Consider the following 26,141-nt stretch of genomic DNA (forward strand, 5'->3'; position numbering starts at 1 on the left):
ATGATACTTTAATTATAAGCGAAAAAGGTACAGTCTCCACAATTTTCTTGAGAGCTGTACCTTTAACATGGAATGGACTTTTTCAGTGGCCTCGTGGAATCACCCTGTTTGTTTACCCTACCCCTCTGCCACAGTACCGCGTTGTTGGAGGGAAGGATCATTTGGTTTTAAGGACGTTCTCCTGACGGAGATCAATCCTTGACGAATATAGATATACAAATCCAAGGAGGAAGAAACCATGTACAAAGTGTTAGTGTCTGACCCAATCAGTGATCTGGGAATTCAGCAGCTAGTGGATGCAAGTGATGTTGTTGTCGAGAAGAAAACCGGACTTAGTGAAGATGAGCTTGTTGCCATTATTGGTGATTATGACGCACTCCTCGTTCGCAGCCAAACACGTGTTACTGAACGTATTATGACGGCTGGTACCAATCTGAAAGTCATCGGACGCGCAGGTGTTGGCGTTGATAATATTGAGCTTGAACCTGCTACACAACGCGGAATTATCGTTATTAATGCACCTGACGGAAACACCATTACCACTTGTGAGCATACCTTTGCAATGATGATGGCACTCGCCCGTCACATTCCGCAAGCCTACGCCAAAACCATTCAAGGTACATGGGATCGGAAAACCTTCCTCGGCGTGGAATTGAGAAATAAAACTCTGGGTGTACTTGGTATGGGACGGATCGGAAGCGAAGTTGCCAAACGGGCTAAAGCTTTCGGAATGGATATTCTCGCATACGACCCGTTCCTTACAGAAGAGCGTGCAGAAAAACTGCAAGTGAAGCTGGCAAGTGTGGATGATATCATTCGCAATGCAGACTTTATGACAGTTCATACACCGCTGACTCCAGAAACTCGCCATATGATTTCCCGTCCACAGTTTGAAGTGATGAAAAAAGGCATGAGAATCATCAACTGTGCCCGCGGCGGTGTTATTGATGAGATGGCCCTTGTTGAAGCTATCGATGAAGGAATTGTAGCGGGTGCGGCATTTGACGTATTTGAAAGCGAGCCGCCAGCGGCAGATCATCCGTTCCTGAATCACCCAAGCATCATTGTTACACCTCACTTGGGCGCATCGACGGTAGAGGCTCAGGAAAATGTAGCCATTGACGTATCAGAGCAGGTGCTTCACATTCTTCGTAATGAACCGTTCAAAAATGCTGTAAATATGCCGCCTGTTGCACCAGCGGTTATGAACAAGCTGCAGCCTTACTTCAAACTGGGTGAAACACTGGGCAGCTTTGCCGCTCAAATCACACAGAACGCTGTGCAGGAGATTCGCATTGATTATGCGGGTGAGCTGTCCGAGGTAGATACATCACCACTGACACGTTATATTGTGAAGGGGGTTCTGGCCAGACATCTGGGTGGAGAAGCCAACATCGTCAACTCCATGCACCTTGCCAAAATTCGTGACTTGAATGTTGTGGTCAGCCAAACCTCGGCTACAAAAGGGTTCACAAACCTGATTACTGTAACTCTGGTGACCAATCAGGATGCAGAAGAACGCCGTGTTGCAGGTACACTTCTTGCGGGATACGGTGAGCGGATTGTTCGTCTGGACAAATTCCCGGTAGATATCGCACCGGAAAGCCACCAGATTCTGATATCTCATAACGATAAACCGGGGATCATCGGACGTGTAGGTACATTGCTTGGTCAAAATGATGTAAACATCGCCTCCATGCAGGTTGGCCGTAAAATTATTGGCGGTGCTGCGATCATGATTCTGACCGTAGATAAAGAAGTACCAAAAGATGTGCTGGTTCAGCTCACAGCTTTGCCTGAATTGAACACAGCCGTTGAGATTGTACTGGGCTAATATCACGGCTTATATTATACAAAAGAGACGGGAACGATGATGTTCCCGTCTCTTTTTGTACGTGAAAATTTACTTTTTTCTATTAACTTGTGCGTTTTAACTTAATTGAATAATGGTTAATGTTGCACCCGGTGGTGCCAGAACAGCTGTAGCTACAAGGCCGAAAAGCTGCAGCTGGATCGTTGAGCCGGCCGTAACTGTGATAATAAATTCAGTCGTTAACTGACTTATGGAAAGTGCAGGAGAAACTACACTTGCGGGAACCGCTGCCCCATTGAGCAGCACACGGGATTGAATTAATGCAGCAGCTGTTAAATTTATTCTATAAGATATAAAGTACCTTCCAGTGTTAGCCAAGGTGAACGTATCGTTAGATCCATTCACTGTAATACCAGGGCCGATGTTTTGATTGTTAGGCAGCGAAATCAACGTACCACCCAAAATAACAACGATTGTACCGCTCGTATTTTCTGCAAACGCCGATGTAGCTGTGACAGACGTTCCTGTCGCCCCCGTAGCACCTGTATCTCCTGTTGAGCCCGTGGCCCCGGTAATACTTGCACCTGTCGCTCCAGTGACTCCGGTTGCACCCGTGACTCCATCTACGCCCGTTGTTCCAGTGGCTCCGGTCGCGCCTGTTGACCCGGTAATACTTGCACCTGTCGCTCCAGTGACTCCGGTTGCACCCGTAACTCCATCTGCGCCCGTTGCTCCTGTGGCTCCGGTCGCGCCTGTTGACCCGGTAATACTTGCACCTGTCGCTCCAGTGACTCCGGTTGCACCCGTAACGCCATCTGCTCCTGTTGCCCCGGTGGACCCGGTCGAACCTGCTACTCCCGTTGCACCTGTAGCTCCTGTGACTCCAGTAGAACCTGTTTCTCCAGTTACTCCAGATGCTCCCGTCACACCCGTTGCTCCTGCGGCTGCCAACAGCGTGTAATCTGCAGATGTGCCCGGCGTTCCTGTTGGGGATGCCACATTTGTGATATACGTGCTTCCGTCAAACGTAACGATCTGATCCGCTGGATATGTTGGGGCCACTGCCGGATCAAACGCTACGATGCCTGTTAAACCGACACCCGTCGCTCCAGTCAGACCTGTTGCCCCAGTGGCTCCGGTGCTGCCTGTAATACTTAAGCCTGTCGCTCCCCTCACACCCGTAGCTCCTGCGGCTGCCAACTGCGTGTAATCCGCTGATGTGCCTGGCGTTCCCGTTGGGGATGCCACATTCGCGATATACGTGCTTCCGTCAAACGTAACCACCTGACCGGCTGGATATGTCGGGGCCACTGCCGGATCAAACGCAACAATACCCGTTAAACCGACACCCGTCGCTCCAGTCAGACCTGTCGCACCAGTGGCTCCAGTTCCTCCTGTAACGCCATCAGCTCCTGTTGCCCCGGTGGACCCGGTCGAACCTGCTACTCCCGTTGCACCTGTAGCTCCTGTGACTCCAGTAGAACCTGTCTCCCCAGTTGTGCCTGCTGCTCCCGTCACACCTGTCGCTCCTGCGGCTGTCAACAGCGTGTAATCCGCTGATGTACCCGGCGTTCCCGTTGGAGATGCCACATTGGTGATATACGTGCTTCCGTCAAACGTAACAATCTGACCCGCTGGATATGTTGGGGCCACTGCCGGATCAAACGCCACGATGCCCGTTAAACCAACCCCGGTTGCTCCAGTCAGACCTGTCGCCCCAGTAGCTCCAGTTCCTCCTGTTGCTCCCGTAACTCCATCTGCGCCCGTTGCTCCGGTCGAGCCTGCAACTCCCGTTGCACCTGTAGTTCCCGTGACTCCAGTAGAACCTGTTTCTCCTGTTAGTCCAGATGCTCCCGTCACGCCCGTAGCTCCTGACGCTCCGGTGACTCCTGTTGCACCCGTAACTCCATCTGCGCCCGTTGCTCCTGCGGCTGCCAACTGCGTGTAATCTGCAGATGTGCCCGGCGTTCCCGTTGGGGATGCCACATTTGCGATATACGTGCTTCCGTCAAACGTAACGATCTGACCCGCTGGATATGTTGGGGCCACTGCCGGATCAAACGCCACAATGCCTGTTAAACCAACCCCAGTTGCTCCAGTCAGACCTGTCGCACCAGTGGCTCCAGTTCCTCCTGTTGCACCCGTAACACCATCAGCTCCTGTTGTCCCGGTCGAGCCTGCAACTCCCGTTGCACCTGTAGTTCCCGTGACTCCAGTAGAACCTGTTTCTCCTGTTAGTCCAGATGCTCCCGTCACGCCCGTAGCTCCTGACGCTCCGGTGACTCCTGTTGCACCCGTAACTCCATCTGCGCCCGTTGCTCCTGCGGCTGCCAACTGCGTGTAATCTGCAGATGTGCCCGGCGTTCCCGTTGGGGATGCCACATTTGTGATATACGTGCTTCCGTCAAACGTAACGATCTGACCCGCTGGATATGTTGGGGCCACTGCCGGATCAACGCTACGATGCCTGTTAAACCAACCCCGGTTGCTCCAGTCAGACCTGTCGCACCAGTAGCTCCAGTTCCTCCTGTTGCTCCCGTAACTCCAGATGCTCCTGTTGTCCCGGTGGACCCGGTCGAGCCTGCAACTCCCGTTGCACCTGTAACTCCTGTGACTCCAGTAGAACCTGTTTCTCCAGATGCTCCCGTCACACCCGTTGCTCCTGACGCGGCCAGCAGCGTGTAATCCGCTGATGTACCCGGCGTTCCCGTTGGAGATGCCACATTCGCGATATACGTGCTTCCGTCAAACGTAACAATCTGACCCGCTGGATATGTTGGGGCCACTGCCGGATCAAATGCTACGATGCCCGTTAAACCAACCCCGGTTGCTCCAGTCAGACCTGCCGCACCAGTGGCTCCGGTGCTGCCTGTTGCTCCTGTAACGCCATCAGCTCCTGTTGTCCCGGTGGACCCGGTCGAGCCTGCAACTCCCGTTGCACCTGTAGTTCCCGTGACTCCAGTAGAACCTGTTTCTCCAGTTACTCCAGATGCTCCCGTCACACCCGTTGCTCCTGACGCCGCCAACAGCGTGTAATCCGCTGATGTACCCGGCGTTCCCGTTGGAGATGCCACATTCGCGATATACGTGCTTCCGTCAAACGTAACGATCTGACCCGCTGGATATGTTGGGGCCACTGCCGGATCAAACGCCACAATGCCTGTTAAACCAACCCCAGTTGCTCCTGTTGGTCCTGTTGGTCCAGCTCCTGCAATTAACGTATAATCCGGTGAGCTTCCAGGCGTTCCTGTTGGAGAAGCCACATTCGTAATATACGTACTTCCATTGTAGGTTACCACTTGACCCGCTGGATACGTTGGTGCTTGAGCAGGGTCAAATGCCATCGAGCCGCCGAGTCCAACCCCTGTGGCACCCGTTGCTCCTGCTGCAGCAATTAAAGTGTAGTCTGAAGATGTACCTGGTGTACCCGTAGGACCTGCTACACTGACAATATATGTGCTGCCATTATACGTAACAACCTGACCAGCGACATAACCCGGTGCAAGAGCTGGATCAAATCCCACCGTTCCGGAAAGTCCCGCACTCGTTGCCCCTGTTGCTCCTGGTGGCCCGGCAGCAAGTAATAACGTGTAATCTGCCGAACTCCCCGGTACACCTGTTGGTCCATTCACATTAGCTACATACAAGCTGCCATTATAGCTGACAACCTGACCTTGCGCGTAAGTCGATCCGGTGGAAGGGTTAAAAGTTGTAATATTGTTTAAACCTGCGCCCGGAGCACCGGCTGGTCCTTGTATGCCTTGCGGTCCAGCAGGACCAATAGGTCCGACTGGCCCCACCGCACCTGCTGGACCTGCCGGTCCTCTCGCTCCGGGAACGCCTGGAACGCCTGGAACCCCTGGAACCCCTGGTACACCCGGAGGTCCTGGCGGCCCCGTTACACCACCGCCAAGAGTCGTTGTTGCTCTGCTTAACGAGATGGATATGGAACGGATTAACACGACCAGTCTATCTTTGTCTGCCGGCGGAATCTCCAGCAGCAAGGTGACGCTCAGCAGGTCATCCAGCAGATTTTGCAAGTTACCTGCCAGATTGATCAAAGCAACAGGAACAACCTCAGAAGAGGCAATGGTCAGCTCTAGTACAGCTTGAAGCTCCGCTTTTACACCCGCTCGGAACTCAGATTGATTTACTAATGTAAGTAATTGACGCAGCCCATTCTGTAATGCAAGTATATTAGCCGCGGTAGGCTGACTGATTGCAGGTGGAATCGTCACGGCAAGAGAACGAAGAATAGTTTCATATTGCTCAAGTTCACTCGCATTTATTGGAATAAACGGTGATCCCGCTCGAAATGATCTGCCTTCCAAAAATGCTTTGATGTTTACTCTTTTTCGTCCATCGGACATGTTTGTTTCAATCCTCCTTTGGCATCTTATTTTTCAAGCTTATGAAGGAGATGAATAAAAATTATCTTGGACATTTTTTTCACAGCAAAAAGATAATGTTATCTTTGTTCCACGATGAACAAGATTAAACGGAAGACTTCAACAAAAAACACCCTCCATCAGAGGGTGTTTCGGCATTTTTTGTTTGCTATTTCGAGGAATCCAGAGGAAATTGTAAAATAAACTCTGTACCTTCACCAAGCACACTATTGACTTGAATTGTACCTTGATGAGCGTCTACAATATTTTTTACGATAGCGAGGCCCAGACCGGTTCCCACGCTTTCTCCCCGGACGCGAGCTTTGTCTGCCTTGTAAAAACGCTCAAATATAAACGGTACGTCTGATGAGGGAATACCCACACCCTGATCCTTTACACACACTCTGGCAAAAGGAGCACGCGTATGAGAGACCAGTTCAGCAGAAATCACTACACTTTTACCCTCAGGTGTGTGTCTAAACGCATTATCCAGCAAATTCGTAAACACCTGCTCAAGCCGATCTTCATCGGCCTGTTGAAGACAAATCTCCTGCTTGCATTCATACTGAAGCTGAATCCCCTGCTCCTTCGAGCGCACCATAAATTTTCGATAAATGCGTTCGAGCAATTCCCCGAGTTCAACTTCCCTCATGTTCATATCTGTATGTCCTGCGTCCATACGTGCAAGATCTAATAAATCTTTCACCAGCCTGCCCATCCGCAGTGATTCATCATGAATGACCTGAATCAGTTCTTCACTCTCTTCCGGCGATGTTGCCATTCCGTCCAGAAGCGCTTCGCTGTATCCCTGCATCATGGACAACGGTGTGCGTATCTCATGAGATACGTTAGCCACGAAATCACGGCGCATTTTTTCCATTTTCACTTCTTCAGTAACATTCCGCAAAACGGCAACCGCTCCGCGAACAACACTATCCGCATACAGAGGAGCCATCTGAACAGACCAGACCCCTTGCTGCACATGCACGTTGGAACTCTGATCCCCGCCCTGCTCCATCACCAATCTGAATAACGGAACAAGCGGCTCCGGTACATCCCGCGACGGCTTAACAGCAGAATGACTATCCAGACCTTCATGCTCCTGAGCCCAGTCAAGGGCACACCATGCCTGCATGATTTTCTCCCCAGGCGGATTCGTCAGAATCACCTTGCCTTCACCATCAAACGTAATCACAGCATCGGTCATACTCCGAAGCACACTTGCCAAATGTTCCTTCTCATGATTCAAATTCCGGATTGTATCCTCCAGTTGTATAGCCATGTGATTAAATGTGTTCGCCAATTCACCAATTTCGTCATTGGTTCGAAGTGAGAGCCGGGTACCGTAATTGCCTTTACGGATCGCATTGGCAGCCTGAATCAACTGCTGCATAGGCTGCGTAATTTTGGTGAACAGAAACAATGCAAAAAAGGTCGTTAAACTAAAACCGACGATACAAATATACGTAAACAGCCTCTTGATGTCTCTGGACTCTGTCTCGGCAAAGTTGGTATCAATATAGGGCAACAGAAATAGACCCAGCGCTATAAGTACACAACCCACAAGGCATATAATTGTAATCCATAACTTTCCAACCAGTGATCTCCAGAAAGCAAAACTATTTCGGTACTTCCAGTTTATAACCGACACCCCACACGGTTGTAATCATCGCTGCCGATTCAGGAGATACCTTGTTCAGCTTCTCGCGAAGACGCTTCACATGGGTATCCACGGTACGAAGATCACCGAAAAATTCGTAATTCCATACATCTTTAAGCAGTTCTTCTCTGGAGAAAACTTTGTCCGGTGACGTTGCCAAATAATGCAGCAATTCATACTCTTTCGGAGTTAAGCTGATCTCTTCGCCGCCCGCAGTCACCCGGTGTGCATCATGCTCAATGACCAGATGGGGAAATACAATATTGTTGCTTGAATTGCTCTCTTTAGACAAATACGCAGTTGCCGAAGAGCGACGCAGAATCGCTTTCACACGATAAATAACCTCACGCGGGCTGAACGGTTTAACGACGTAGTCATCCGCTCCGACCTCAAACCCTTGTACTCGGTTGATTTCTTCCCCTTTTGCAGTAAGCATCAATACAGGGGTTGATTTGACTTGACGCAGCCGAGTACACACTTCAACACCATCCATGCCTGGAAGCATAACATCCAGCAGAATAAGGCCGTAATCACCTGCGGTTGCTTTGCGAAGTGCTGTTTCTCCATCCTCCGCTTCGTCAATTTCATAGCCTTCTTTTTCAAGATACATTTTTAAGAGTCTGCGGATTCTTTCTTCATCATCCACGACCAGTATACGATTCTCATGTTCCGACATGCCACTCCAGCCCCTTTGCAATAACTCCTCAATCACTTCTATTATGTTCGATCCTGCGAACAATATTTGAATACCCTGTTTAACCCTCAGGGTACATCATGAAATTTACCGTTGGTATGTTCCTCATGTAACAGACTCTATTAGTCTGCTCCAGCATAGGAATGCAATCCCGCGATAATCAGATTTACGCCAACCAGCGTAAACATCACGACCAGAAAACCGAGCACGGCAAGCCAAGCAGACTTCTGCCCCTGCCATCCTTTGGATAAACGCAAATGCAGATACACACTATAATACAGCCACGTAATTAATGCCCACACTTCTTTCGGGTCCCAGCCCCAGAAGCGGCTCCAGGCAATCTGTGCCCAGATCATGGCAAATATTAAAGCTCCCAGGGTAAAAATCGGGAATCCGATGGCTATGGCACGATAACTGATCTCATCAAGGTCATCAGCATCAATTCCATTCATCATGGGTTGCAGCGCTTGTCCAAGTGGTCTGCGTACAATTAAACGAATAATACCATATAGAATCAAACCTACAACAATAGACCAAACCACCGTGTTCAGCTTACGTCCTGCATTAACTCCATTCATCCAGGAAGGCGTTTCAAGTAATGGCTTCTTCATCCCGAGAAACGGTTCCATGCTCTCCACTTCGCTATTATATGGAGCAAAAACAGGAGGCATGCGATAAATCACTTTCTCTATTGTACTATTTCCCTCTACCTCTGTGTCAATGCCGACTGTTTTTTGCACAAAAACAGCCTCATACCCAGCCGAGCGGAAGGCAAACACTGTTCCGATAAATCCAATAACAACAACAATTGTAATCATCGTAAACTCCACCCAGCCGCGTTGACGGCGGGAGGTCTTGTCCTTCCCACTAAAATCTACCGTACGAAGCAGAAACATAAAGCCAGCGGCAAAACCCACTGCGAAAAACGCCTCACCAAGCGCTGCAAGCGTAACATGTATTTTCAGCCAGATGGACTGTAATGCCGGGATCAAGGGTTGAACTTCCTGTGGAAATACAGCGGCATAGGCCATTATAATAATCGTCAGCGGAAGTGCAAACAATCCAAGCAAAGACTTGCGATAAATAGCGTACACCACGATAAAGGCAACCATAATCATCATGGATAAAAAGGACATAAATTCGTACATATTACTTACCGGTATGTGACCTGCTCCAATCCAACGGGTTACGAAGAAAACAAGATGTGCTGTCAACGCTACCGTCGATGCGATAAATGCACGTTTGCCCCAGCGATTCATATGAGCCAGCGGATCACGATTACTCCATTTCTTGCCCATGACCGCAACGGCATACAACAAAAATGCAGCACAATATAGGAAAAAAGATACGATAAATGCGTCGCTGCTGAAATCCAGTATACTCATGCTTGGTTCCCCCCGTTATCCAACGACTTCTCATCCACTTCCAGATTCATTTGTTTCAAAATCCCGGCAACTTCCCGCCGAAACCCAAACCAGTTCTTGTTAGTATGTCCGCCAAGCGTAATCCGTTCATCATCAAATCGAATCCATATCCGGCGATGATGCCAGTAAAAGCCCATTACAAGCCCCAGCATGACTATACCTGCGCCTACCCATACAAACGGCATCGCTTTATCCACACGTATATTGAGGTAACTTACCGATTGGATAAGATCCACCTTATCCATGCTGTCGACTTCCAGCTCCAATGGAAGCTCGCCCCCTACAAGCTGACGATTGATTGCATCCTGCTGGAAGCGCTGCTTGTCGATTTGTTTGACAAAATACAGGTATTGCATTCCCTTCTCCGGCAGATCCGGCCCTTCAATGTGGAAAAGAAATGCGGGTGCGTTTGGAGAAGGAGACTTGGATTTGGGCACACCTTTATCGTCCAGTGCAAAATCCATATATTTCTCTTTAACCGTCAAAGTATAAGGTCCGACCTCGAAATTACGCTGCGTATCCGTCATATCAACCTTTAAAGAGCCGTATACCTCACCGGTTTTGGTATTAACCAGATCGGGCGTGACCGAGCGTATCGTTGGCGTCAGATCATAATCAAACTGGTACGCCTTCAGGCCATGGTAATTGAGTGGATGATTGACACGCACATCGTGCCTTGCAACCTCAGCGAGCTGAGGTTTTTTGGACGGATCAGAGCAATCTGCTGTACATTCATACAAAACGACCTTCGTTTCAAACAATTTGGGAACCGTTTTATTCAAATTTTTGAACTGCTCCGGCACCTCATCATCACTATAAAATTCCACATTAAACTTCTCATTTTTCAGATACATCGAAGTATTTGGAATCTTTTTGATCTCCCCTTCCGGAAAAGCCACATGCTCATCCAGATTCAGGCCAGGTAGCCCGCGTGCGAGTACAGCTAGCAGGAAGATTATTAGTCCGATATGGATAACATAGGGACCCCAGCGACTGAAACGCTGCTTCTCCGCAAGCAATGCGTCTCCCTGAGTGTGCACACGATACCCCTTCTTGCGCAGCGGAGTAACCGCTTTCTTAATCCACTCTTCAGGGGCCTCTTCAACAGAACCTTGGTACACCAGTCGCTGTCTTGTCAGAAATTGCGGATGCTTGCGGATTCGCTGCTTGTTCAGCGCTTTGTATAGTGGAAGTACCCGATCCAGGCTGCAGATGACAAGCGAAGCGCCGATCATAACCAGCAGTAAAATAAACCACCAGGATTCATATGTATGAGACAAGCCCAGCAGATAATAAATATGACCTAACTGACCATAGGTCTCTTTGTAATAAACGGAAGGGTCCATGTTCAGAAACGTGCTCTCCTGCGGATAGATTGTGCCCAGCATGGAGCCAACCAGTGTAAGAACGATCATATACACTGCAATTTTAACGGATGAAAAAAAGTTCCATATGCGATCGATAATATTGGGATTGCTGCGCTGTGAACGCCGTGCCATCCCGTCATAACGCATCTCCAGCACTTCATTGGTTTGCGCTTCAGCCTCCAGCAGCGGTTTGCCACAGGCTTCACATAGTACTGTGCCTACCGGATTCTGATGTCCACACTCACATTTCGTATTTTGGAACACGAATAGACCTCCTGTCAGGGCTGCTTCGCCAGTTGTGAAATTTGAGCGTCAAGTGTGCCCAGGTCCAATTGTCCGATGTGAATAGTGGAGATTTTGCCCGTTTCAGATACAAAAAACGTTGTTGGCATAGGAGAAATTCCGAAATCCCGAACCGAGTTTTTGTCCCGGTCCAGCATAATCGGGAAATCCACACCCACCTGCTGCACAAAATTTTCTACAGTCATCTGATCTTCTCCAACGTTGATTCCGACAAATTGCACACCTTTATCTTTCCACTTGTCGGCCTGAGCTTGCAGCGCAGGCATCTCCTTCACACAAGGTTCACACCATGTGCCCCAGAAATTGATCACCATCGCTTTCCCTTGATATTCCTCAGACGTATGAACTTGACCATCCAGGCCCAGCAGTTCAAAAGAAGGGGCTTGATCCCCTTCTTTTGGCTTGCCGTTCGAGCCAGATACCGATGTCGTAATCGCGTACCCGCCCAACACCAGGATCAAGCACAAAATAACGATTTGCACCGTTCTTCTTGATTTCCCCATGTGCTGACTCCCCTTTTTAATGACGATTTCATTCGCTCGTCTGTTTCGCACAGACAACTGTGAACATCCTATGAACAATTATAGCGAATTTCGTCACAAAACTGCGGCGGTTTTATGAAAATTATGTGTCCTCACATTACCTTTTTTTCATTTTTTTGGCGGGTTCGGACTTGGCGAGCGTAATCAAGTTGTTAACTTCCTCTTTCGTCAGCTTACGTGTCAGCCCGCGTTTCAGATTTTGCAGCAGAATACCACCAAAGGAAATCCGTTTCAGACGAATGACCGGATGGTTGATGGCCTCAAACATGCGTCTAACCTGACGATTTCGTCCTTCATAGATCGTAATGGAGATGACAGCCTCATTCGCAGCCGTATCTACATCCTTGTATTCCACTTCTGCTGGTGCGGTCATGCCATCCTCCAGCATAATTCCGTTTTTGAGCTTGTCCAGCGCAGAACCATGCGGTACACCTTTAACCGTTGCGAGATACGTTTTGGGCACGTGATGTTTCGGGTGGGTCAACAGATGTGCAAACTCTCCATCATTCGTAAGAATAAGCAGCCCTTCCGTGTCATAGTCCAGACGACCTACCGGATAGACACGCTCTTTAACCCCTTTCAGATAGTCAGATACGATTTTACGTCCTTCGGGGTCTGATGCACTTGTAATGACACCCTTCGGTTTGTTCAGCATCAAATATACTTTGTTCTCACTGCGGATCGGTTTGCCATTAACCGTAATCATATCCTCTTCGGGGTTTGCTTTCGTGCCCAGCTCGGTTACGACCTCCCCGTTAACTTCCACTTTGCCGGACAGGATCAGTTCCTCACTCTTGCGGCGGGATGCAATGCCTGCCTGTGCAATAATTTTTTGTAATCTTTCCATGTTTGTCATGTCACCTCACACTAATGATACCCATCCAACCGGGAAATCACAAGGATTATCGTTTGCACACAAAAAAAGCCTACCTCCGCTCGACCGCTTTCGCTGCATCACGCAAAGGTAAACCTCCTTCATATTCAACAGTGTTACTCATTTTTCATTAAAACAGACGGGATCCCTTACGAACCTGAAACTTTACCTGCAACCACCACAGGGTTTTTGGCCGGAGCCGCAGCTTCTTTAATAAACAACTGTAATGTCTTTGAGGTGATAAAATATGTCCGACCACCATAAACAAACGTCATCATGCCGATAACCTGATTGTTCTGGTTCAGCACCGGCCCACCCGAATTACCTTGGGCCATCGCTTTAACGATGCTGCCAATGCCTGCTTTTCCTGGCACATCGGTCGCCTGCGAGCTGAACACTCGACTTTTGGCAATCGTGTTGTAGGTCTTAGGGAACTCATCATCGAGGAGCACAAGATCACCAGCAGCATTTTTAGGGAAACCGATGGTATACACCAGTTGATTGTCTTTGGCACTCGCAAACGATACAGGTTCAGCATCAATCGCTTTATCCAGCTTGAGCAGAGCCATATCTGTTACGGGATCGGTTTTTATAATTTTTGCATGAACAGACTGATTCAGCGCACCCGGACTCGCTACTGTCAACGTCCCCTCATCTCCAGCGGATAGCTCCGCATAGTCCTGCACAACATGGTAATTGGTCAGCACAACGTCTTTGGATATCAGAATTGAGGTGCCTACATCGTAATAAACCATGTCGGGCTCATCTGCTTTAATCAAACGAACATTTACCACTGGAAATGAATCGGCAGTTATAGCCATTTTAGCTCGCAATGATTTGTCGAAGTAACCGTTAAATTGGATCGTTTGCTCAGCTTGAGCAGCCGCTAATCCTGTGGGACCTGCAAACAAACCCATGGCGAGCATACTTGTCATCCCTAAATGAAGCATTCGTTTCCAACTCTTCTGCATGTCTCACTCTCCTCCGTTATCATTCTAGCATAACTAGTATATCGGAAGGAAAGGAGCACTAGATTAACCAAAAACGATTAAACATATCGCAAGTGCTGCAATAAATCCAACGACGTCCGAAAACAATCCAACTTTGAGTGCGTAACGGCCGTTCCGTATGCCCACCGCTCCGAAATAAACCGTCAATACATACAATGTGGTATCCGTACTGCCCTGAATGGTCGATGCCATCCGGCCAATCATGGAGTCAGGTCCATACGTTTTGATCAAATCGGTTGTAAAAGCCAGTGAGCCTGTCCCGGTTAGCGGACGTAATATTCCGAGAGGTAACACTTCGCCGGGCACACCCATCCAGGACACAAGTGGTGTGAACAGACTAATGACATAATCGAGTGCCCCCGAGGCCCGGAAGACACTGATCGCTACCATCATGCCTACCAGATGAGGAATGATGCTGATCGCCGTCGAGAAGCCATCCTTGGCCCCATCAACAAAGGATTCGTAAACCGGGACCTTTTTGGTAAACGCATATAATGGAACAAACGCGATAATAACCGGAATGGCCCAGACGGAAATCCAGTTAATGAAGGTCAACAAGGCTGCTCATCCTTTCATGCCGGGATTACCGCTTGAAGTTACACGCGGCGGTCTGCGCAATGTCCTGTTTCGATACCAGCGGTCAGCCATTATGGCAGCCAGCGTGGCAATGATCGTAGCCATCAAAGTCGTACCTACAATCTCTGTTGCATTGGCTGATTGATAGTTCAGCCGAATCGCAATCAAGGTCGTCGGTATGATCGTAATACTCGCTGTATTCAGAGCCAGAAGAGTACACATGGCCGGGGAAGCCGTCTGTTTGTCTGGATTAAGTTCCTGAAGCTGCTGCATGGCCTTGATGCCCATCGGTGTAGCTGCATTGCCAAGTCCGAGCAGATTGGCGCTCATGTTGGATAAGATGTAACCCATTGCAGGGTGGTCTTTCGGAACATCAGGAAACAGAAATCGAACAGCAGGTCCAAGCAGCTTCGCGATCCGATCAAGAAGACCAGCATCCTCTGCCATTTTCATCATACCCATCCAGAATACGAGCACACTGATCAGGCCGAAACATACGGTGACTCCTGTTGCCGCACCATCAAATGCTGCCTGAGTGACAACCTCGATCTTCCCGTTTACGGCTGCAAAAACAAAACCGATTAATATCATCATAAGCCAGATCAGATTAATCAATGCATCATGCCTCCCCTTCACAGCAAACTGCAAGCTATCCTTTAGGTTTTATTTTTATCAAGGCGATAACAGTCTGCCCAGCACGGCTTTCCAGGCAGATAGCCATGTTGTGACTTCCATGGCACTGCCCAGTGCCGCATCTTCCACTTTGGGCTCTGGCGGGATGTAGCTGCCTTTGCGATAAACCGGGATGGAACCGATAACTTCACCATGCAGCTGCATGTCAATTCGCCCCGCCAATCCAAAGGAAGGGCCGGTTGTTGAATCACTCCCGGCTGTCTCAGCCTGTGAACGTTGATCAAGCAAAACCAGCTTTTTGGTTAATGCCTCCTGTTCCCCTTCAGCCAGCGGATATTTAAAACCGCGCCCCGTGACAAGCTCCATATTTTGCACCGGCTGCTCATGCTTTGCGATTTCAACGAGCGGAAAATGTTCGAAACCAAAGTCCAGCATCTTGGCATGATCATTCCAGTCGTCTCCATCGTTCAGTGTAACTGCGGCAAGCTGTTGTCCATCCCGAGTGGCCGAGCTGACCAGACAGCGGAATGCTTTTTTGGTATACCCTGTTTTCACCCCGTCGGCACCGTCATACAAACGAAGCATTTTGTTTTTGTTATTCCAGGAATATTCCCAGCTTTCATTCGGATTTGGCGCGGATTTGTTCTCTGTTGCCACGATGCGCTTGAACACCGGGTTATGTAGCGCATAAGCTGTTAATCTAGCCAGATCATTCGCTGTAGAATAGTGTCCCTCTGCATCAAGTCCATGCGGATTCATAAAATGAGAACGGGTTAATCCGATTTGCTCTGCCTTTTTATTCATCAGCAGTACAAAACCTTCCTCCGACCCACCTACATGTTCTGCAATCGCAGAAGCCGCGTCATTCCCTGACCGAAGCATGAGACCATATAACATGTTCTCAAGTGTCATCTCCTCACCAAGCTTCAGGTAGAGCGAGGAGCCTTCCTTGGCAAATGCGGACGGCGACACCTTAACCTTGTCATCCAGCTTGCCTTCTTCAATCGCAACGATGGCCGTCATAATTTTGGTCAAACTGGCAATACGAAGTTCCTTGTCCCCATCCTTGCTGTACAGAATCCGTCCAGAGGTGACATCAATCAGCGCTGCACTCTGCGCGTGGGTTGAGGGGGGAGTAACCATGGCCTGTACTGGCGATGCTCCTATCGTTGAAAACAGCAACACAGGCATTAGCATACCGACAACAGCCTTCATTAATTTTCGCATCCACATTCCTCCGGGTCGCTTGGAATCTTGTACTATCCTATGTTCGGACAACCTGGAGTATGTCCCGAACAGATGAAATCAGCAAAAATCCCTCTCACCCTGAAGGGGCAGGAAGGATTTTCAACTAATGATATTTTGTTTAACTGTAAGTCGAATGGTCGTTAGGTGTCACCGGGATGCCTGTTTCCGTTGTTGTATGGTTCCGATTGCGGAACATTTCCTGAATACGGTCAAGGACATACGGGGTAGAATCAATCAATTTTTCGAACAAGTGCGTCGAATTATCGAGTGGTACGATGTGCACGCCCTGTTTGCCTACGACCAGGAAAGCGATCGGACGGATGGATACGCCGCCGCCGCTGCCGCCGCCGAACGGAGAAGCAACCTTGGCTGAGTGCGCATGCTCTGTCGTGCTGGACGTATTGTTTCCTTTCCCGTCGTTTACGTTAAAATCACTGCCGCCTGCAGCAAAACCAAAGCCCACTTTACTGATCGGCAGAATAACCGTGCCATCCGGTGTCTCCACAGCATCGCCAACGATTGTATTGACATCCACCATGGCCTTGATATTTTCCATAGCAGTTTCCATTAAGCCTTGAATTGGATGATCTGACATTTCATATTCCCTCCAGTTTCAATGTAAACTATACAAGCCGAACTCAAGAAGAAATGTAAAGCATTCGTTCAACTTGCAGGTTTTTGATCTAACCATATCATCCCCAAACTTCGGGGACTTATGTAACGAATCCAGAGGAACACACCTTATGTGACCCGTTCTACTGCCAAGCCATGTTCGCTGACCCTCTACGTTTTGGAGGAATGGGTTTCTTTATCCACAATATGCTTGCGCTTTTTCTTTTCCTTGGACTTGCGGCGCTGCTCTTGAATAAGCTTGATCCACATTCGCCAGCCGCCTTCAACCTGAAGCACACGTGTCGTTAACCTCAAGCCTGCGGACAATAGTGAAGCAACCCGCATACGCAGCTTAAAGTCCAGTTCTGTTCGAAACTCCATTTCCTCCGACCAAACCGGAAGAACTTCAAGGTCAGGCACCGTTCTAAACCGCATCTGATACGTTAAGAAACCAACAATCATCGACTTCACGCTCCACAACCAGCCTGACAGCATCGCCGTATATGCAGCATCGCCAACCCCGACCGCAGTAGACCAGAACAGATTGGTTATATACACATGCTGAAGGGTCTGTTTAACCCACAGCTTTAAAGCCTCGGTTGCGCGCAGCATGACCTTGACCTCTTCGGCCCAATTTTTCACTTTCCGTTTGTTCACTTGCTGGCTCCCCAGCACTTCACCTCTGGAATGATTCATGGACTTCTCTGTTTTGAGCAGGAAACCCTCTTTCATATTTCGGAAAACAATGCTCGGAATCTCGTAATTCATACGTACGATGCCGTACAACAGCCGAATATTAATATTAGCGTGGTCATCGCTCTTATGTTTGCGAAACACAACATGTACATGAACATTTGAGATGAGGACTGCGGCAATCAGCAGTGCGATGAACAAACCGATTCCTCCAAGCCAGATCCACACAGGCCTTACCTCCAAGCCCTCAATTCTTTTCATGTCTAGTATGGCATTTCTCACTGGAAAAAATTCACGATTCGTTTGAAAATTCCAACTTTATCCCACACTCGCTTGCTCTTGGCAGAGGATCACCAGCCCGAAACAAAAAAAAGACGAAGCAGGATCAATGTCCACTTCGCCTTGGCAGTTCCTTTTATAAGATGTCTATAACTACTTGGATGAGTTCCACGGGTCTTCGTCTTCTGTATGTCCAGCAAAATCCTGTTCAGTAGATGACCCTTCGTCTTCTTCAAAATCAAACGCATTATTCACATCAGGCTCTTGAGCATCTGGCTGCTGCATATCCAGCTTGTTAAACAACAGCTGTGTTTCCTCCTCGAGATTTTCAGAGTCTTCAAACAGGCCCGGTTCTGGAAGATCTTTAATCGAGGCAAGTCCGAAATAATCCAGAAACGACTTCGTCGTACCATACAAAATCGGGCGCCCAATCGCCTCCGCTCTCCCCACTTCAACAATTAAATCCTTGTTCACCAAGGTATGAATGGCTCGTTCGGATTTTACACCACGAATCTCTTCAATCTCCACCCGTGTAATCGGCTGACGATAAGCAACAATGGCCAGTGTCTCCAGTGCCGCTTGGGACAAAGACGTACGTGCCGGAGAATACGCCAGCTTCTCGAAATAAGCCGCATGCTCAGGCAGTGTTCCAAGCTGCACAACTCCCGCAATCTTCAGAATCTGCACCCCTCGCCCCTGATTTGAAAACTCACGGATCATCTCCTCGATCGCATCCGTAACGAGTTCCACGCGCTGATCAACAATCTCGGCAATTTGTTTGACACTCAGGCCCTCTTCTCCGGACAAAAACAGCAGGCCCTCAATAATCGACTTCAATTTCGGAAAATCCATGATTCATTGCTTCCCCTCTCCACTCCATAACGATATCCTCAAACAATCGCTCCTGATAACACACAATCTGCTTCATCTTCATCAGCTCCAGCACTGCCAGAAACGTCACCACAATCTCATGCCGATATATCTGGTCATCCATAAGCTTGGAAAATAACAGCCGCCCTCCAGGACCCACACGCTCCAAGGCACCAACAACTTCTCTTATACGGTCCTTGACCGATATTTCATCCCGTTTGATCCGGGTGACCGTTGTACGCTTGTCAGCCTTGCGCAATGCCTTCTGGAACGCTGCTATGAGATCAGAAGTATGCAGACCCTGTACCGGGTTTGATTGCTCCTGTTCAGGCATGTAGGGCCGCAAATCTTCAGGTTCCTTGGAAAAAATAAGACTTCTCTCCCATTCCCGTTCATGGAGATGCCTTGCAATACCTTTATATTTACGATATTCAATCAGCCGTGCAATCAGTTCAGCACGTGGATCATAATCCTCATCTTCCATATAATCATAATCCTCGAACTCCTCGATAACCGGCGGTTTAGGCAGTAGAAGCTTGCTCTTGATGGACAGCAGCGTAGCCGCCATCACCAGAAATTCACTTGTAATATCCAGCTCCAACTCCTGCATGGAGTGCAGATACGCCATGTATTGATCGGTAATATCGCTGATGGGAATATCCTGGATGTCGATCTCAGCCTTATCAATCAGATGAAGCAGCAGATCCAAAGGCCCTTCAAAAGTCTCCAGTTTATATGTAACTACCGTCACTAGACGAATCCTCCCGCCAAAAAAATACAAAACCCTGCCAGCCGTTCGAAACCGATCTCCCGATTTCGTCTGCGCAAAGCAGGGCACTACTATTAAATAAGCACTATTTTAGCTGTTTCGTCAAGTTCGCCATTTCAATTGCAGCTGTAGCTGCATCCCAGCCTTTGTTACCAGCCTTCGTTCCAGCACGTTCAATGGCCTGCTCAATGTTCTCTGTAGTAACCAATCCGAAGATGGTTGGCACGCCTGTTTTCAGGTTAATCGCCGCTACACCTTTGGCCATCTCGTTGCAGACATAATCATAATGCGTAGTGGAGCCGCGAATAACCGTTCCGAGTGTAATCACTGCATCATACTTGCCACTTTCAGCCATTTTCTGAGCAATCAGCGGGATTTCAAATGCACCTGGTACCCAGGCCACATCTACTTCATTATCCTGCACGCCATGGCGCTTGAACGCATCCAGTGCCCCGCTTAGCAGCTTGCTAGTAATGAATTCATTAAAACGTCCAACTACCACGCCATATTTTAAACCTTCCGATACTAAATGTCCTTCAAAATAATTAGGCATTTCTGTCATCTCCCTGTCGATATATAAGTTGTATGTTTTACGGATAACGTCCGTGTTCACATGAGTTACTGTTCGTTTTGCTCGATATCATCGAACTTGAGCATATGACCCAGCTTCGCTTGTTTCGTATGCAAATAAGCGGTATTGTCCTCATTTTCCTTCATCTGAATAGGAACACGCTCAACCACTTCTAGCCCGTAACCTTCCAGACCTTTGATCTTCCGCGGGTTATTCGTTAACAAACGAATCTGACGAACACCAAGGTCCTTCAGAATCTGTGCACCAATACCATAATCACGCAAATCAGCGGCGAACCCGAGCTTCAGATTGGCATCCACCGTGTCGAGACCTTCCTCCTGCAGTTTGTAAGCCTTCAGTTTGTTGATCAGACCGATACCCCGACCTTCCTGCCTCATGTAGAGCAGCACACCGTTGCCCTCATCATGAATCTGTTTCAACGCTGCATCGAACTGTGGACCGCAATCACAACGATGCGAGTGGAATACATCTCCAGTCAGACACTCCGAATGTACACGAACGAGTACAGGCTTGGAGCCGTCTATCTCGCCTTTGACCAGCGCAACATGCTCTTTATTGTCCACAGCATTGGTGTATGCAACCGCCTGAAATTCCCCGAAATCCGTTGGCATGCGAACAGAAACCTCACGCTGTACAAGCTTTTCCTTCTCGTTCCGATACCGGATCATATCCTGAATGCTGATCAGCTTGAGATTATGCTTGCTTGCAATCTCCTGCAAATCCGGCAATCTGGCCATGGTGCCATCTTCCTTGATGACTTCACAGATTACCCCGGCCGGGTATGAGCCACACATGATGGCAAGGTCTACAGCTGCCTCCGTATGTCCGGCACGACGCAATACACCGCCGTCTTTGGCGATCAACGGGAACATGTGACCCGGTTTGCGAAAATCACTGCTTTTCGCGTTCGGATCAATCAAGCCTTTAACGGTAATCGAACGCTCATGCGCTGAGATGCCTGTTGTTGTGTCTGTATGGTCCACCGAGACGGTAAAGGCTGTCCCGTGAAAATCGGTATTTTGCTGCACCATTGGCTTCAGATTAAGCTCGTCTGCACGCTGCTGTGTAATCGGTACACATACGAGCCCTCTGCCTTCAGTGATCATGAAATTGATAACCTCCGGGGTTGCCTTTTCCGCCAAGGCGATAAAGTCACCCTCATTTTCACGATCTTCATCATCAACCACAATAACCGGCTTGCCACGCATCAGATCATAAATAGCTTCTTCAATTGAATCCAGAACAGATGGTTCGGAATGTTCTGACATCGATGCACCTCCTGCTTCCAGTTTTATTTAATGCCTGATCATACGAGTCCTTGCTAACCTAGATCATGCAAATCCGTGATTAGAGAGAAACTCCTCACTGATGCTGCGCGGCTTGCCAGCACTTGTCTCTGCATGACCTTTGCCATGCTGCAACAGATGATCTACATATTTCCCCAAAATATCACATTCAATGTTGACGGTATCTCCCGTCTTCTTCACGTTCAGTACCGTTTCCCCGATCGTATGAGGAATGATTGAAACTGTAAAGGAGCCTTGGTTCGTTTGTACCACCGTCAGGCTTATACCATCTATAGTCACAGATCCTTTTGGGATCAGAAACTTGAACATGGCGATGTCATCCGGCTTGATCTCAAACACAACTGCATTTTGATCTCGCGTGATATTACCAATCACACCTGTCCCGTCCACATGACCTTGCACGATATGACCACCAAAGCGCCCACCCGACAGCATGGCTCGCTCCAAATTCACCTTGCTGCCGGACTGAAGCTGACTGAGATTGGTATGACGATACGTTTCAGGCATAACATCTGCCGTAAAACCTCCGCTCTCCAGCGTTGTCGCTGTCAGACAAACCCCGTTCACCGCTACGCTGTCGCCTATTTTCAGATCATGCATAACGACAGACGCGCTGATGTTCAGAACCAGGGCTTCGCCTTTACGACCAATACGCCGAATTTGACCCACTTCTTCCACCAAACCCGTAAACATGCTGCCGCCTCCCTAGTTTAAAGCGATGTACAATTGCAGTCTTATTTATTTGTTATAAGCTTCACTTCGTTCAGATTTGTCTTATCCAGCCAGTTACTCCGGCCAGACCGGAATGCCGCCAATGCTAATATTATCTCCAACTTGCTCAATTTCCAGCTGATGCAGCTGGATCGCCTGACTCATCCGCTCTACACCTTCAAAACGGAAGCTTCCAGGGGTATCATACCCACCCACAATTTTAGGAGCTATAAACATAAGCAGTCGATCCACCAAACGTGCCTCCAGCATTGCACCATTTAACGTGCCGCCGCCTTCAAGCAGTATCGAGCCGATTTCGCGTTCTCCCAGCTTGCTCAGTCCATGCAGCAGATCGACACGAGGTCCAGGGCCACAGCGTATCACTTCAACACCGTAAGCCTCAAGGCGCTCTGCCGCCTCCTGGCTAGCCTCATCCGTTGTAAGCACCCAGGTTGGTGCAAGCCCGTCCTTGACTATTTTAGAGCCTACAGGAAGTCGCAGCTTGGAATCCACAACGATTCTTACCGGGCTGATGCCCTCTACCTGCAAACGCGTTGTCAGCTCTGGATTATCGGCAATGACCGTGTCTACCCCTACCATAATGCCCTGGTGACGATGACGAAGCGCATGTACAATTTCACGTGCCGGCTCGTTGGAAATCCATTTACTGTCTCCACTGCGCGTTGCAATTTTCCCATCCAGCGTTGAAGCTGTTTTCAGAGTAACAAAAGGCAAACCGGTCGTAATAAACTTGATAAACTTCTCATTCAAGCGTCTTCCGCGTTCGCGCAAAACACCCACTTCAACTTCGATGCCTTGTTGACGCAGCATACTGATGCCTGTACCGGATACCTGCGGATTCGGGTCTTCACAGCAGACAACGACACGTTTGACCTTCTCATGAATCAATCGCTCACTACACGGCGGTGTTTTGCCATAATGGCTGCAAGGTTCGAGTGTTACATAAACCGTACTGCCCTCCGCATCACTTCCAGCCATATTCAGAGCGTGAACTTCGGCGTGACCTGTTCCACGCTTCAGATGGCTTCCCAGGCCAACAACCCGTCCCTCCTTAACAACGACACATCCCACGACAGGATTAATTCCAGTCTGTCCTTGTGCCCGTTCTGCCATATCCAGTGCTAACGCCATATAAAATTCATCATTGATCATTTCCATATCCGTTCACCCCACGGTTATAATCTTGAACTAAAAAATCCCCGTCGAACAATCCGTTCGAGTGGGGATGATGAGAGACTAATGTCATCTGCAAGAGTAAAAGGAATACACCATACCCGCACTTCACCCAAAATCACATTTCAGGCAAGTGAAAACAAACACATACCCTGATGAATACAATGTTCAGGTAAAGAGTTTCTTATAAAACGGTATGACGTACAGGAAGCTTCGCTCAACTACGAACCTTCCCTGCATAGCACCTGCAAGCTATCGCTTGCTGAACAGCTATGCAGCATTACTCCTGCGGCGTGCAGCCTGCCCGGCATGCACACTCTCCTTCTCCCATCCAGACTATACTGTCGGTTCTGGAATTACACCAGATCAGCCATCTGCCACAGGCAGACAGGTCACGGACTTTGTTATGTTGATATGCAAACTCTGCTTCAACATGGACATCACCGCCGGTAGGGAATTTCACCCTGCCCTGAAGGATTCGCTTACGTTATTAATTGGATGTTAGCACTTTAGTGTCAAAAAATCAATTTATTTTTGTTTCTTTTTGTCACATACTAACTTTTAATAAGCATTTATGTATTCGAATCCGCATCTTGCACGAGACACGGATCTTAATCCTAGAGAGAAAATAAGTTCTATAGATCAGGAAAACACCAGCTAGCCATGTGCCTTAAATCCTTTGCAGAATGGAAAGGAATACTGTTTGGTGCTGGCTGGTCAGCAGCAGGAGCTGGCATATCCCGGGCCACTCTTCTAACCCAGCTCGTGGAGTCCATTCCGATAGCGTAACAATGCCAGCGTTCATCCGGCCTTGGACGAACGGTCAGAATAAGCTCTTCTTTTCCAGGCCTATCTGGAAACACACCATCTAAATACTCGACTCTAGCACGTTTGTCCTTTACTTCATGGCAGTAAACGGTAACCCAAACACCACTAAGTACTTTTACAGCGTATACATCTCCTGGCTGCACCTCACCTGTGCCGGCATCCGGAGATTTTTTAGGTACCTTGGCCTTGGCACCGACACCTCTTCTGCTTTCAAAGGCACCAATAACCGTTTCACTTGCTGGTGGATTCGGTTCAGGTTTGTGCTCAAGCGATACATCACTACAATTAAATTCACCGAAAATCCGGGACAGATTCTGCTCATTAATCCCAAAAGATGAATCCCACCATGCGAGCGGAGCTTGAACCTCAACGTGGGTGTTAGGTCGCTTGTCACGTTCTGCATAAGAAGTGAACGCAGTCATCATGCCTGGCTGCTCTGGTGTGTCCAGAATGCCTGTTAGTGCCAGCGTCTCGAGCAAGTCGCGGTACACATATATCTTTTTGGAAGGCAGCAGCTGTGCTTTTTTCAGTGCATCCGCAGCCTTGCTGTAACGGGTCTTGGGAGGCAAATTACGCAGTACAGTAAGGACTGCACGGAGCGTCCAGCGATCGTATTCAGTCGCAGCAGGAATCTCGGGTGAAGCAGCTATCTCCCTCAGAGCCAGTGCATGTCCAAAAATGTTTCCATCCAGAGGTGTGCCATTTGTCATCCGCCAGTACCACTGGAGTGATATATCTACTCCGTCATTCACATCCAAACCACAGATCTGGCACTTATGACTGGAAGGATACGGCTTATATTCATGATCCGGTATGCTGGATGCGATCAGTTTACCTGTAAGAAGTGAACGCCAGATCACTGGCGCTGACCATAGTGAAGCCACAAAAGCCTGAGCAGCGTCCTGAAGTGTCCAACGCTCAGCCAATGTTCTCAGCTCTTGGATCGTCTCCTCATGCTGCGGTCTTACAAAGCGATTAGGTTCATGTCCTGAAGCCTCTAAAGCCTGTAATTGTTCCGTCGATACATCTTTAGGCACAGTCTGTCTTGAAGCACGCATCTCCTCGTCCCAAGTTGTACTCTCGCTATAAATGTGCTGAAGTAATTTAAGCTGCTGTACAATATCCATACTCAAAGTCAACAACATCCTTTCAAGGTAAGGTTACATGCACAAAACCCCTGGTACTTCTGTAACAGAAGATATCAGGGGCTCAATAGTTTTAGTAGTTATGCAGCAGGTTGAATTAAACTTCTACAACCTCAACCGTTTCCATTTTGTCGCGGCCTTCGAATGCATCTACAAACTCCATACCTTTCGTAACTTTACCGAAAACAGTGTGTTGTCCGTCCAGATGCGGCTGTGGCTGGTAGCAGATGTAGAACTGGCTTCCGCCTGTGTTGCGGCCAGCATGTGCCATTGCAAGAGTTCCACGCTCGTGTTTGTTCGGGTTGATCTCGCAGTTGATTGTGTAACCAGGGCCACCAGTACCCGTACCGCTAGGGCATCCGCCTTGAGCTACAAAGCCCGGAATAACACGGTGGAATACTAGACCGTTATAAAAGCCGGAGTTTGCCAGCTTTTCGAAGTTTGCTACGGTATTCGGAGCTTCCTGATCGAACAGGTCAATCAGAACTTCTCCGCCGTTTGCCAATTTAATTTTCGCTTGTTTCGCCATATGTAAATGACTCCTTTCAATTTTAAGCATAGTGAATTGTGACGTAATACCAACCTTCAGGTCAAGCACTACAGCACTTT

The 26,141-nt window shown here is 48.6% G+C and carries 22 protein-coding genes, 1 pseudogene and 1 riboswitch; of the genes and pseudogenes, 1 reads left to right on the forward strand and 22 read right to left on the reverse strand.

From position 1 onward, the window contains the following. Positions 1 to 238: 238 nt before the first annotated feature. The gene (gene serA, locus HNR77_RS19075; protein WP_184187754.1) at positions 239 to 1,834 is read left to right on the forward strand and encodes a phosphoglycerate dehydrogenase; all 1,596 of its coding nucleotides are present in this window, start codon (positions 239 to 241) and stop codon (positions 1,832 to 1,834) included. A gap of 96 nt (positions 1,835 to 1,930) precedes the next feature. On the opposite strand, the gene HNR77_RS30680 is transcribed toward serA, so the two are convergent. The 22 genes and pseudogenes from HNR77_RS30680 to HNR77_RS19190 form a co-directional block, all read right to left on the reverse strand. Further along, positions 1,931 to 4,195, reverse strand: a complete 2,265-nt coding sequence (locus HNR77_RS30680) for a collagen-like protein (RefSeq protein WP_184188013.1) — start codon at positions 4,193 to 4,195, stop codon at positions 1,931 to 1,933. Between the two features lie 440 nt (positions 4,196 to 4,635). Continuing rightward, a pseudogene (locus HNR77_RS30685) lies at positions 4,636 to 6,183 on the reverse strand (collagen-like repeat preface domain-containing protein); the annotation flags it as partial. A 187-nt stretch (positions 6,184 to 6,370) separates the two neighbouring features. Continuing rightward, entirely contained in the window at positions 6,371 to 7,765 is a 1,395-nt protein-coding gene (locus HNR77_RS19095) for an ATP-binding protein (RefSeq protein WP_184187758.1), read from the reverse strand. 55 nt (positions 7,766 to 7,820) lie between these two features. Continuing rightward, positions 7,821 to 8,537: a response regulator transcription factor gene (locus HNR77_RS19100; protein WP_110894386.1), complete on the reverse strand. Its 717-nt coding sequence runs from the start codon at positions 8,535 to 8,537 to the stop codon at positions 7,821 to 7,823. 140 nt (positions 8,538 to 8,677) lie between these two features. Next, positions 8,678 to 9,940 carry a cytochrome c biogenesis protein CcsA gene (gene ccsA / locus HNR77_RS19105; RefSeq protein WP_184187762.1) on the reverse strand — a complete coding sequence of 421 codons (1,263 nt, stop codon included), beginning with the start codon at positions 9,938 to 9,940 and terminating at the stop codon, positions 8,678 to 8,680. Then, a complete protein-coding gene (gene resB, locus HNR77_RS19110) occupies positions 9,937 to 11,610 on the reverse strand; it encodes a cytochrome c biogenesis protein ResB (RefSeq protein ID WP_184187765.1) in 1,674 nt (557 codons plus the stop codon). The genes ccsA and resB overlap by 4 nt, the downstream gene beginning before the upstream one ends. A gap of 14 nt (positions 11,611 to 11,624) precedes the next feature. Beyond that, complete coding sequence (locus HNR77_RS19115) at positions 11,625 to 12,152, reverse strand: redoxin family protein (RefSeq protein ID WP_184187768.1); 528 nt, start codon at positions 12,150 to 12,152, stop codon at positions 11,625 to 11,627. A 136-nt stretch (positions 12,153 to 12,288) separates the two neighbouring features. Then, positions 12,289 to 13,038, reverse strand: coding sequence for a pseudouridine synthase (locus HNR77_RS19120; RefSeq protein WP_110894394.1), 750 nt, complete (start codon positions 13,036 to 13,038; stop codon positions 12,289 to 12,291). Between the two features lie 176 nt (positions 13,039 to 13,214). Further along, a complete protein-coding gene (locus tag HNR77_RS19125; protein ID WP_184187771.1) occupies positions 13,215 to 14,036 on the reverse strand; it encodes a S1 family peptidase in 822 nt (273 codons plus the stop codon). A gap of 63 nt (positions 14,037 to 14,099) precedes the next feature. After that, positions 14,100 to 14,633: a spore maturation protein gene (locus tag HNR77_RS19130; RefSeq protein ID WP_289371420.1), complete on the reverse strand. Its 534-nt coding sequence runs from the start codon at positions 14,631 to 14,633 to the stop codon at positions 14,100 to 14,102. 6 nt (positions 14,634 to 14,639) lie between these two features. Next, the gene (locus tag HNR77_RS19135) at positions 14,640 to 15,266 is read right to left on the reverse strand and encodes a nucleoside recognition domain-containing protein (protein ID WP_184187774.1); all 627 of its coding nucleotides are present in this window, start codon (positions 15,264 to 15,266) and stop codon (positions 14,640 to 14,642) included. Positions 15,267 to 15,323: 57 nt separating this feature from the next. After that, positions 15,324 to 16,511, reverse strand: a complete 1,188-nt coding sequence (locus tag HNR77_RS19140) for a D-alanyl-D-alanine carboxypeptidase family protein (RefSeq protein WP_397367141.1) — start codon at positions 16,509 to 16,511, stop codon at positions 15,324 to 15,326. A gap of 139 nt (positions 16,512 to 16,650) precedes the next feature. Further along, positions 16,651 to 17,127: a GerW family sporulation protein gene (gene ytfJ, locus HNR77_RS19145; protein WP_184187780.1), complete on the reverse strand. Its 477-nt coding sequence runs from the start codon at positions 17,125 to 17,127 to the stop codon at positions 16,651 to 16,653. Positions 17,128 to 17,315: 188 nt separating this feature from the next. Further along, a complete protein-coding gene (locus HNR77_RS19150; protein ID WP_184187783.1) occupies positions 17,316 to 18,098 on the reverse strand; it encodes a DUF2953 domain-containing protein in 783 nt (260 codons plus the stop codon). A gap of 171 nt (positions 18,099 to 18,269) precedes the next feature. Next, the gene (gene scpB / locus HNR77_RS19155) at positions 18,270 to 18,968 is read right to left on the reverse strand and encodes an SMC-Scp complex subunit ScpB (protein ID WP_260410682.1); all 699 of its coding nucleotides are present in this window, start codon (positions 18,966 to 18,968) and stop codon (positions 18,270 to 18,272) included. Beyond that, positions 18,937 to 19,737: a segregation and condensation protein A gene (locus HNR77_RS19160; protein WP_184187786.1), complete on the reverse strand. Its 801-nt coding sequence runs from the start codon at positions 19,735 to 19,737 to the stop codon at positions 18,937 to 18,939. Before HNR77_RS19160 ends, scpB begins: the two co-directional genes overlap by 32 nt. Positions 19,738 to 19,840: 103 nt before the next feature. Further along, complete coding sequence (gene ribH, locus HNR77_RS19165; protein WP_090922403.1) at positions 19,841 to 20,308, reverse strand: 6,7-dimethyl-8-ribityllumazine synthase; 468 nt, start codon at positions 20,306 to 20,308, stop codon at positions 19,841 to 19,843. Positions 20,309 to 20,373: 65 nt separating this feature from the next. Beyond that, positions 20,374 to 21,615, reverse strand: a complete 1,242-nt coding sequence (locus tag HNR77_RS19170) for a bifunctional 3,4-dihydroxy-2-butanone-4-phosphate synthase/GTP cyclohydrolase II (protein ID WP_184187789.1) — start codon at positions 21,613 to 21,615, stop codon at positions 20,374 to 20,376. A 63-nt stretch (positions 21,616 to 21,678) separates the two neighbouring features. Continuing rightward, a complete protein-coding gene (locus tag HNR77_RS19175) occupies positions 21,679 to 22,347 on the reverse strand; it encodes a riboflavin synthase (protein WP_184187792.1) in 669 nt (222 codons plus the stop codon). 93 nt (positions 22,348 to 22,440) lie between these two features. Next, on the reverse strand, positions 22,441 to 23,544 hold the full coding sequence (gene ribD / locus HNR77_RS19180) for a bifunctional diaminohydroxyphosphoribosylaminopyrimidine deaminase/5-amino-6-(5-phosphoribosylamino)uracil reductase RibD (RefSeq protein WP_184187795.1): 1,104 nt from the start codon (positions 23,542 to 23,544) through the stop codon (positions 22,441 to 22,443). Positions 23,545 to 23,874: 330 nt separating this feature from the next. After that, positions 23,875 to 24,040, reverse strand: a riboswitch (FMN riboswitch). A gap of 154 nt (positions 24,041 to 24,194) precedes the next feature. Continuing rightward, positions 24,195 to 25,514: a hypothetical protein gene (locus HNR77_RS19185; protein ID WP_184187797.1), complete on the reverse strand. Its 1,320-nt coding sequence runs from the start codon at positions 25,512 to 25,514 to the stop codon at positions 24,195 to 24,197. 115 nt (positions 25,515 to 25,629) lie between these two features. Next, positions 25,630 to 26,061, reverse strand: a complete 432-nt coding sequence (locus HNR77_RS19190; RefSeq protein ID WP_110895194.1) for a peptidylprolyl isomerase — start codon at positions 26,059 to 26,061, stop codon at positions 25,630 to 25,632. Positions 26,062 to 26,141 lie beyond the last annotated feature (80 nt).

This window comes from Paenibacillus sp. JGP012, from assembly GCF_014203995.1.
GTDB lineage: Bacteria > Bacillota > Bacilli > Paenibacillales > Paenibacillaceae > Paenibacillus > Paenibacillus silvae.

What these genes read in the sequence shown, in the direction of transcription:
- HNR77_RS19185 (WP_184187797.1), bottom strand. Translation starts at nt 25,514, where the DNA reads ATGGATATTGTACAGCAGCTTAAATTACTTCAGCACATTTATAGCGAG.
- HNR77_RS19190 (WP_110895194.1), bottom strand. Translation starts at nt 26,061, where the DNA reads ATGGCGAAACAAGCGAAAATTAAATTGGCAAACGGCGGAGAAGTTCTG.
- ccsA (WP_184187762.1), bottom strand. Translation starts at nt 9,940, where the DNA reads ATGAGTATACTGGATTTCAGCAGCGACGCATTTATCGTATCTTTTTTC.
- ribD (WP_184187795.1), bottom strand. Translation starts at nt 23,544, where the DNA reads ATGGAAATGATCAATGATGAATTTTATATGGCGTTAGCACTGGATATG.
- HNR77_RS19150 (WP_184187783.1), bottom strand. Translation starts at nt 18,098, where the DNA reads ATGAAAAGAATTGAGGGCTTGGAGGTAAGGCCTGTGTGGATCTGGCTT.
- HNR77_RS19100 (WP_110894386.1), bottom strand. Translation starts at nt 8,537, where the DNA reads ATGTCGGAACATGAGAATCGTATACTGGTCGTGGATGATGAAGAAAGA.
- HNR77_RS19120 (WP_110894394.1), bottom strand. Translation starts at nt 13,038, where the DNA reads ATGGAAAGATTACAAAAAATTATTGCACAGGCAGGCATTGCATCCCGC.
- serA (WP_184187754.1), top strand. Translation starts at nt 239, where the DNA reads ATGTACAAAGTGTTAGTGTCTGACCCAATCAGTGATCTGGGAATTCAG.
- HNR77_RS19170 (WP_184187789.1), bottom strand. Translation starts at nt 21,615, where the DNA reads ATGTCAGAACATTCCGAACCATCTGTTCTGGATTCAATTGAAGAAGCT.
- ribH (WP_090922403.1), bottom strand. Translation starts at nt 20,308, where the DNA reads ATGCCTAATTATTTTGAAGGACATTTAGTATCGGAAGGTTTAAAATAT.
- scpB (WP_260410682.1), bottom strand. Translation starts at nt 18,968, where the DNA reads ATGGATTTTCCGAAATTGAAGTCGATTATTGAGGGCCTGCTGTTTTTG.
- ytfJ (WP_184187780.1), bottom strand. Translation starts at nt 17,127, where the DNA reads ATGTCAGATCATCCAATTCAAGGCTTAATGGAAACTGCTATGGAAAAT.
- HNR77_RS19175 (WP_184187792.1), bottom strand. Translation starts at nt 22,347, where the DNA reads ATGTTTACGGGTTTGGTGGAAGAAGTGGGTCAAATTCGGCGTATTGGT.
- HNR77_RS19140 (WP_397367141.1), bottom strand. Translation starts at nt 16,511, where the DNA reads ATGCGAAAATTAATGAAGGCTGTTGTCGGTATGCTAATGCCTGTGTTG.
- HNR77_RS19125 (WP_184187771.1), bottom strand. Translation starts at nt 14,036, where the DNA reads ATGCAGAAGAGTTGGAAACGAATGCTTCATTTAGGGATGACAAGTATG.
- HNR77_RS19115 (WP_184187768.1), bottom strand. Translation starts at nt 12,152, where the DNA reads ATGGGGAAATCAAGAAGAACGGTGCAAATCGTTATTTTGTGCTTGATC.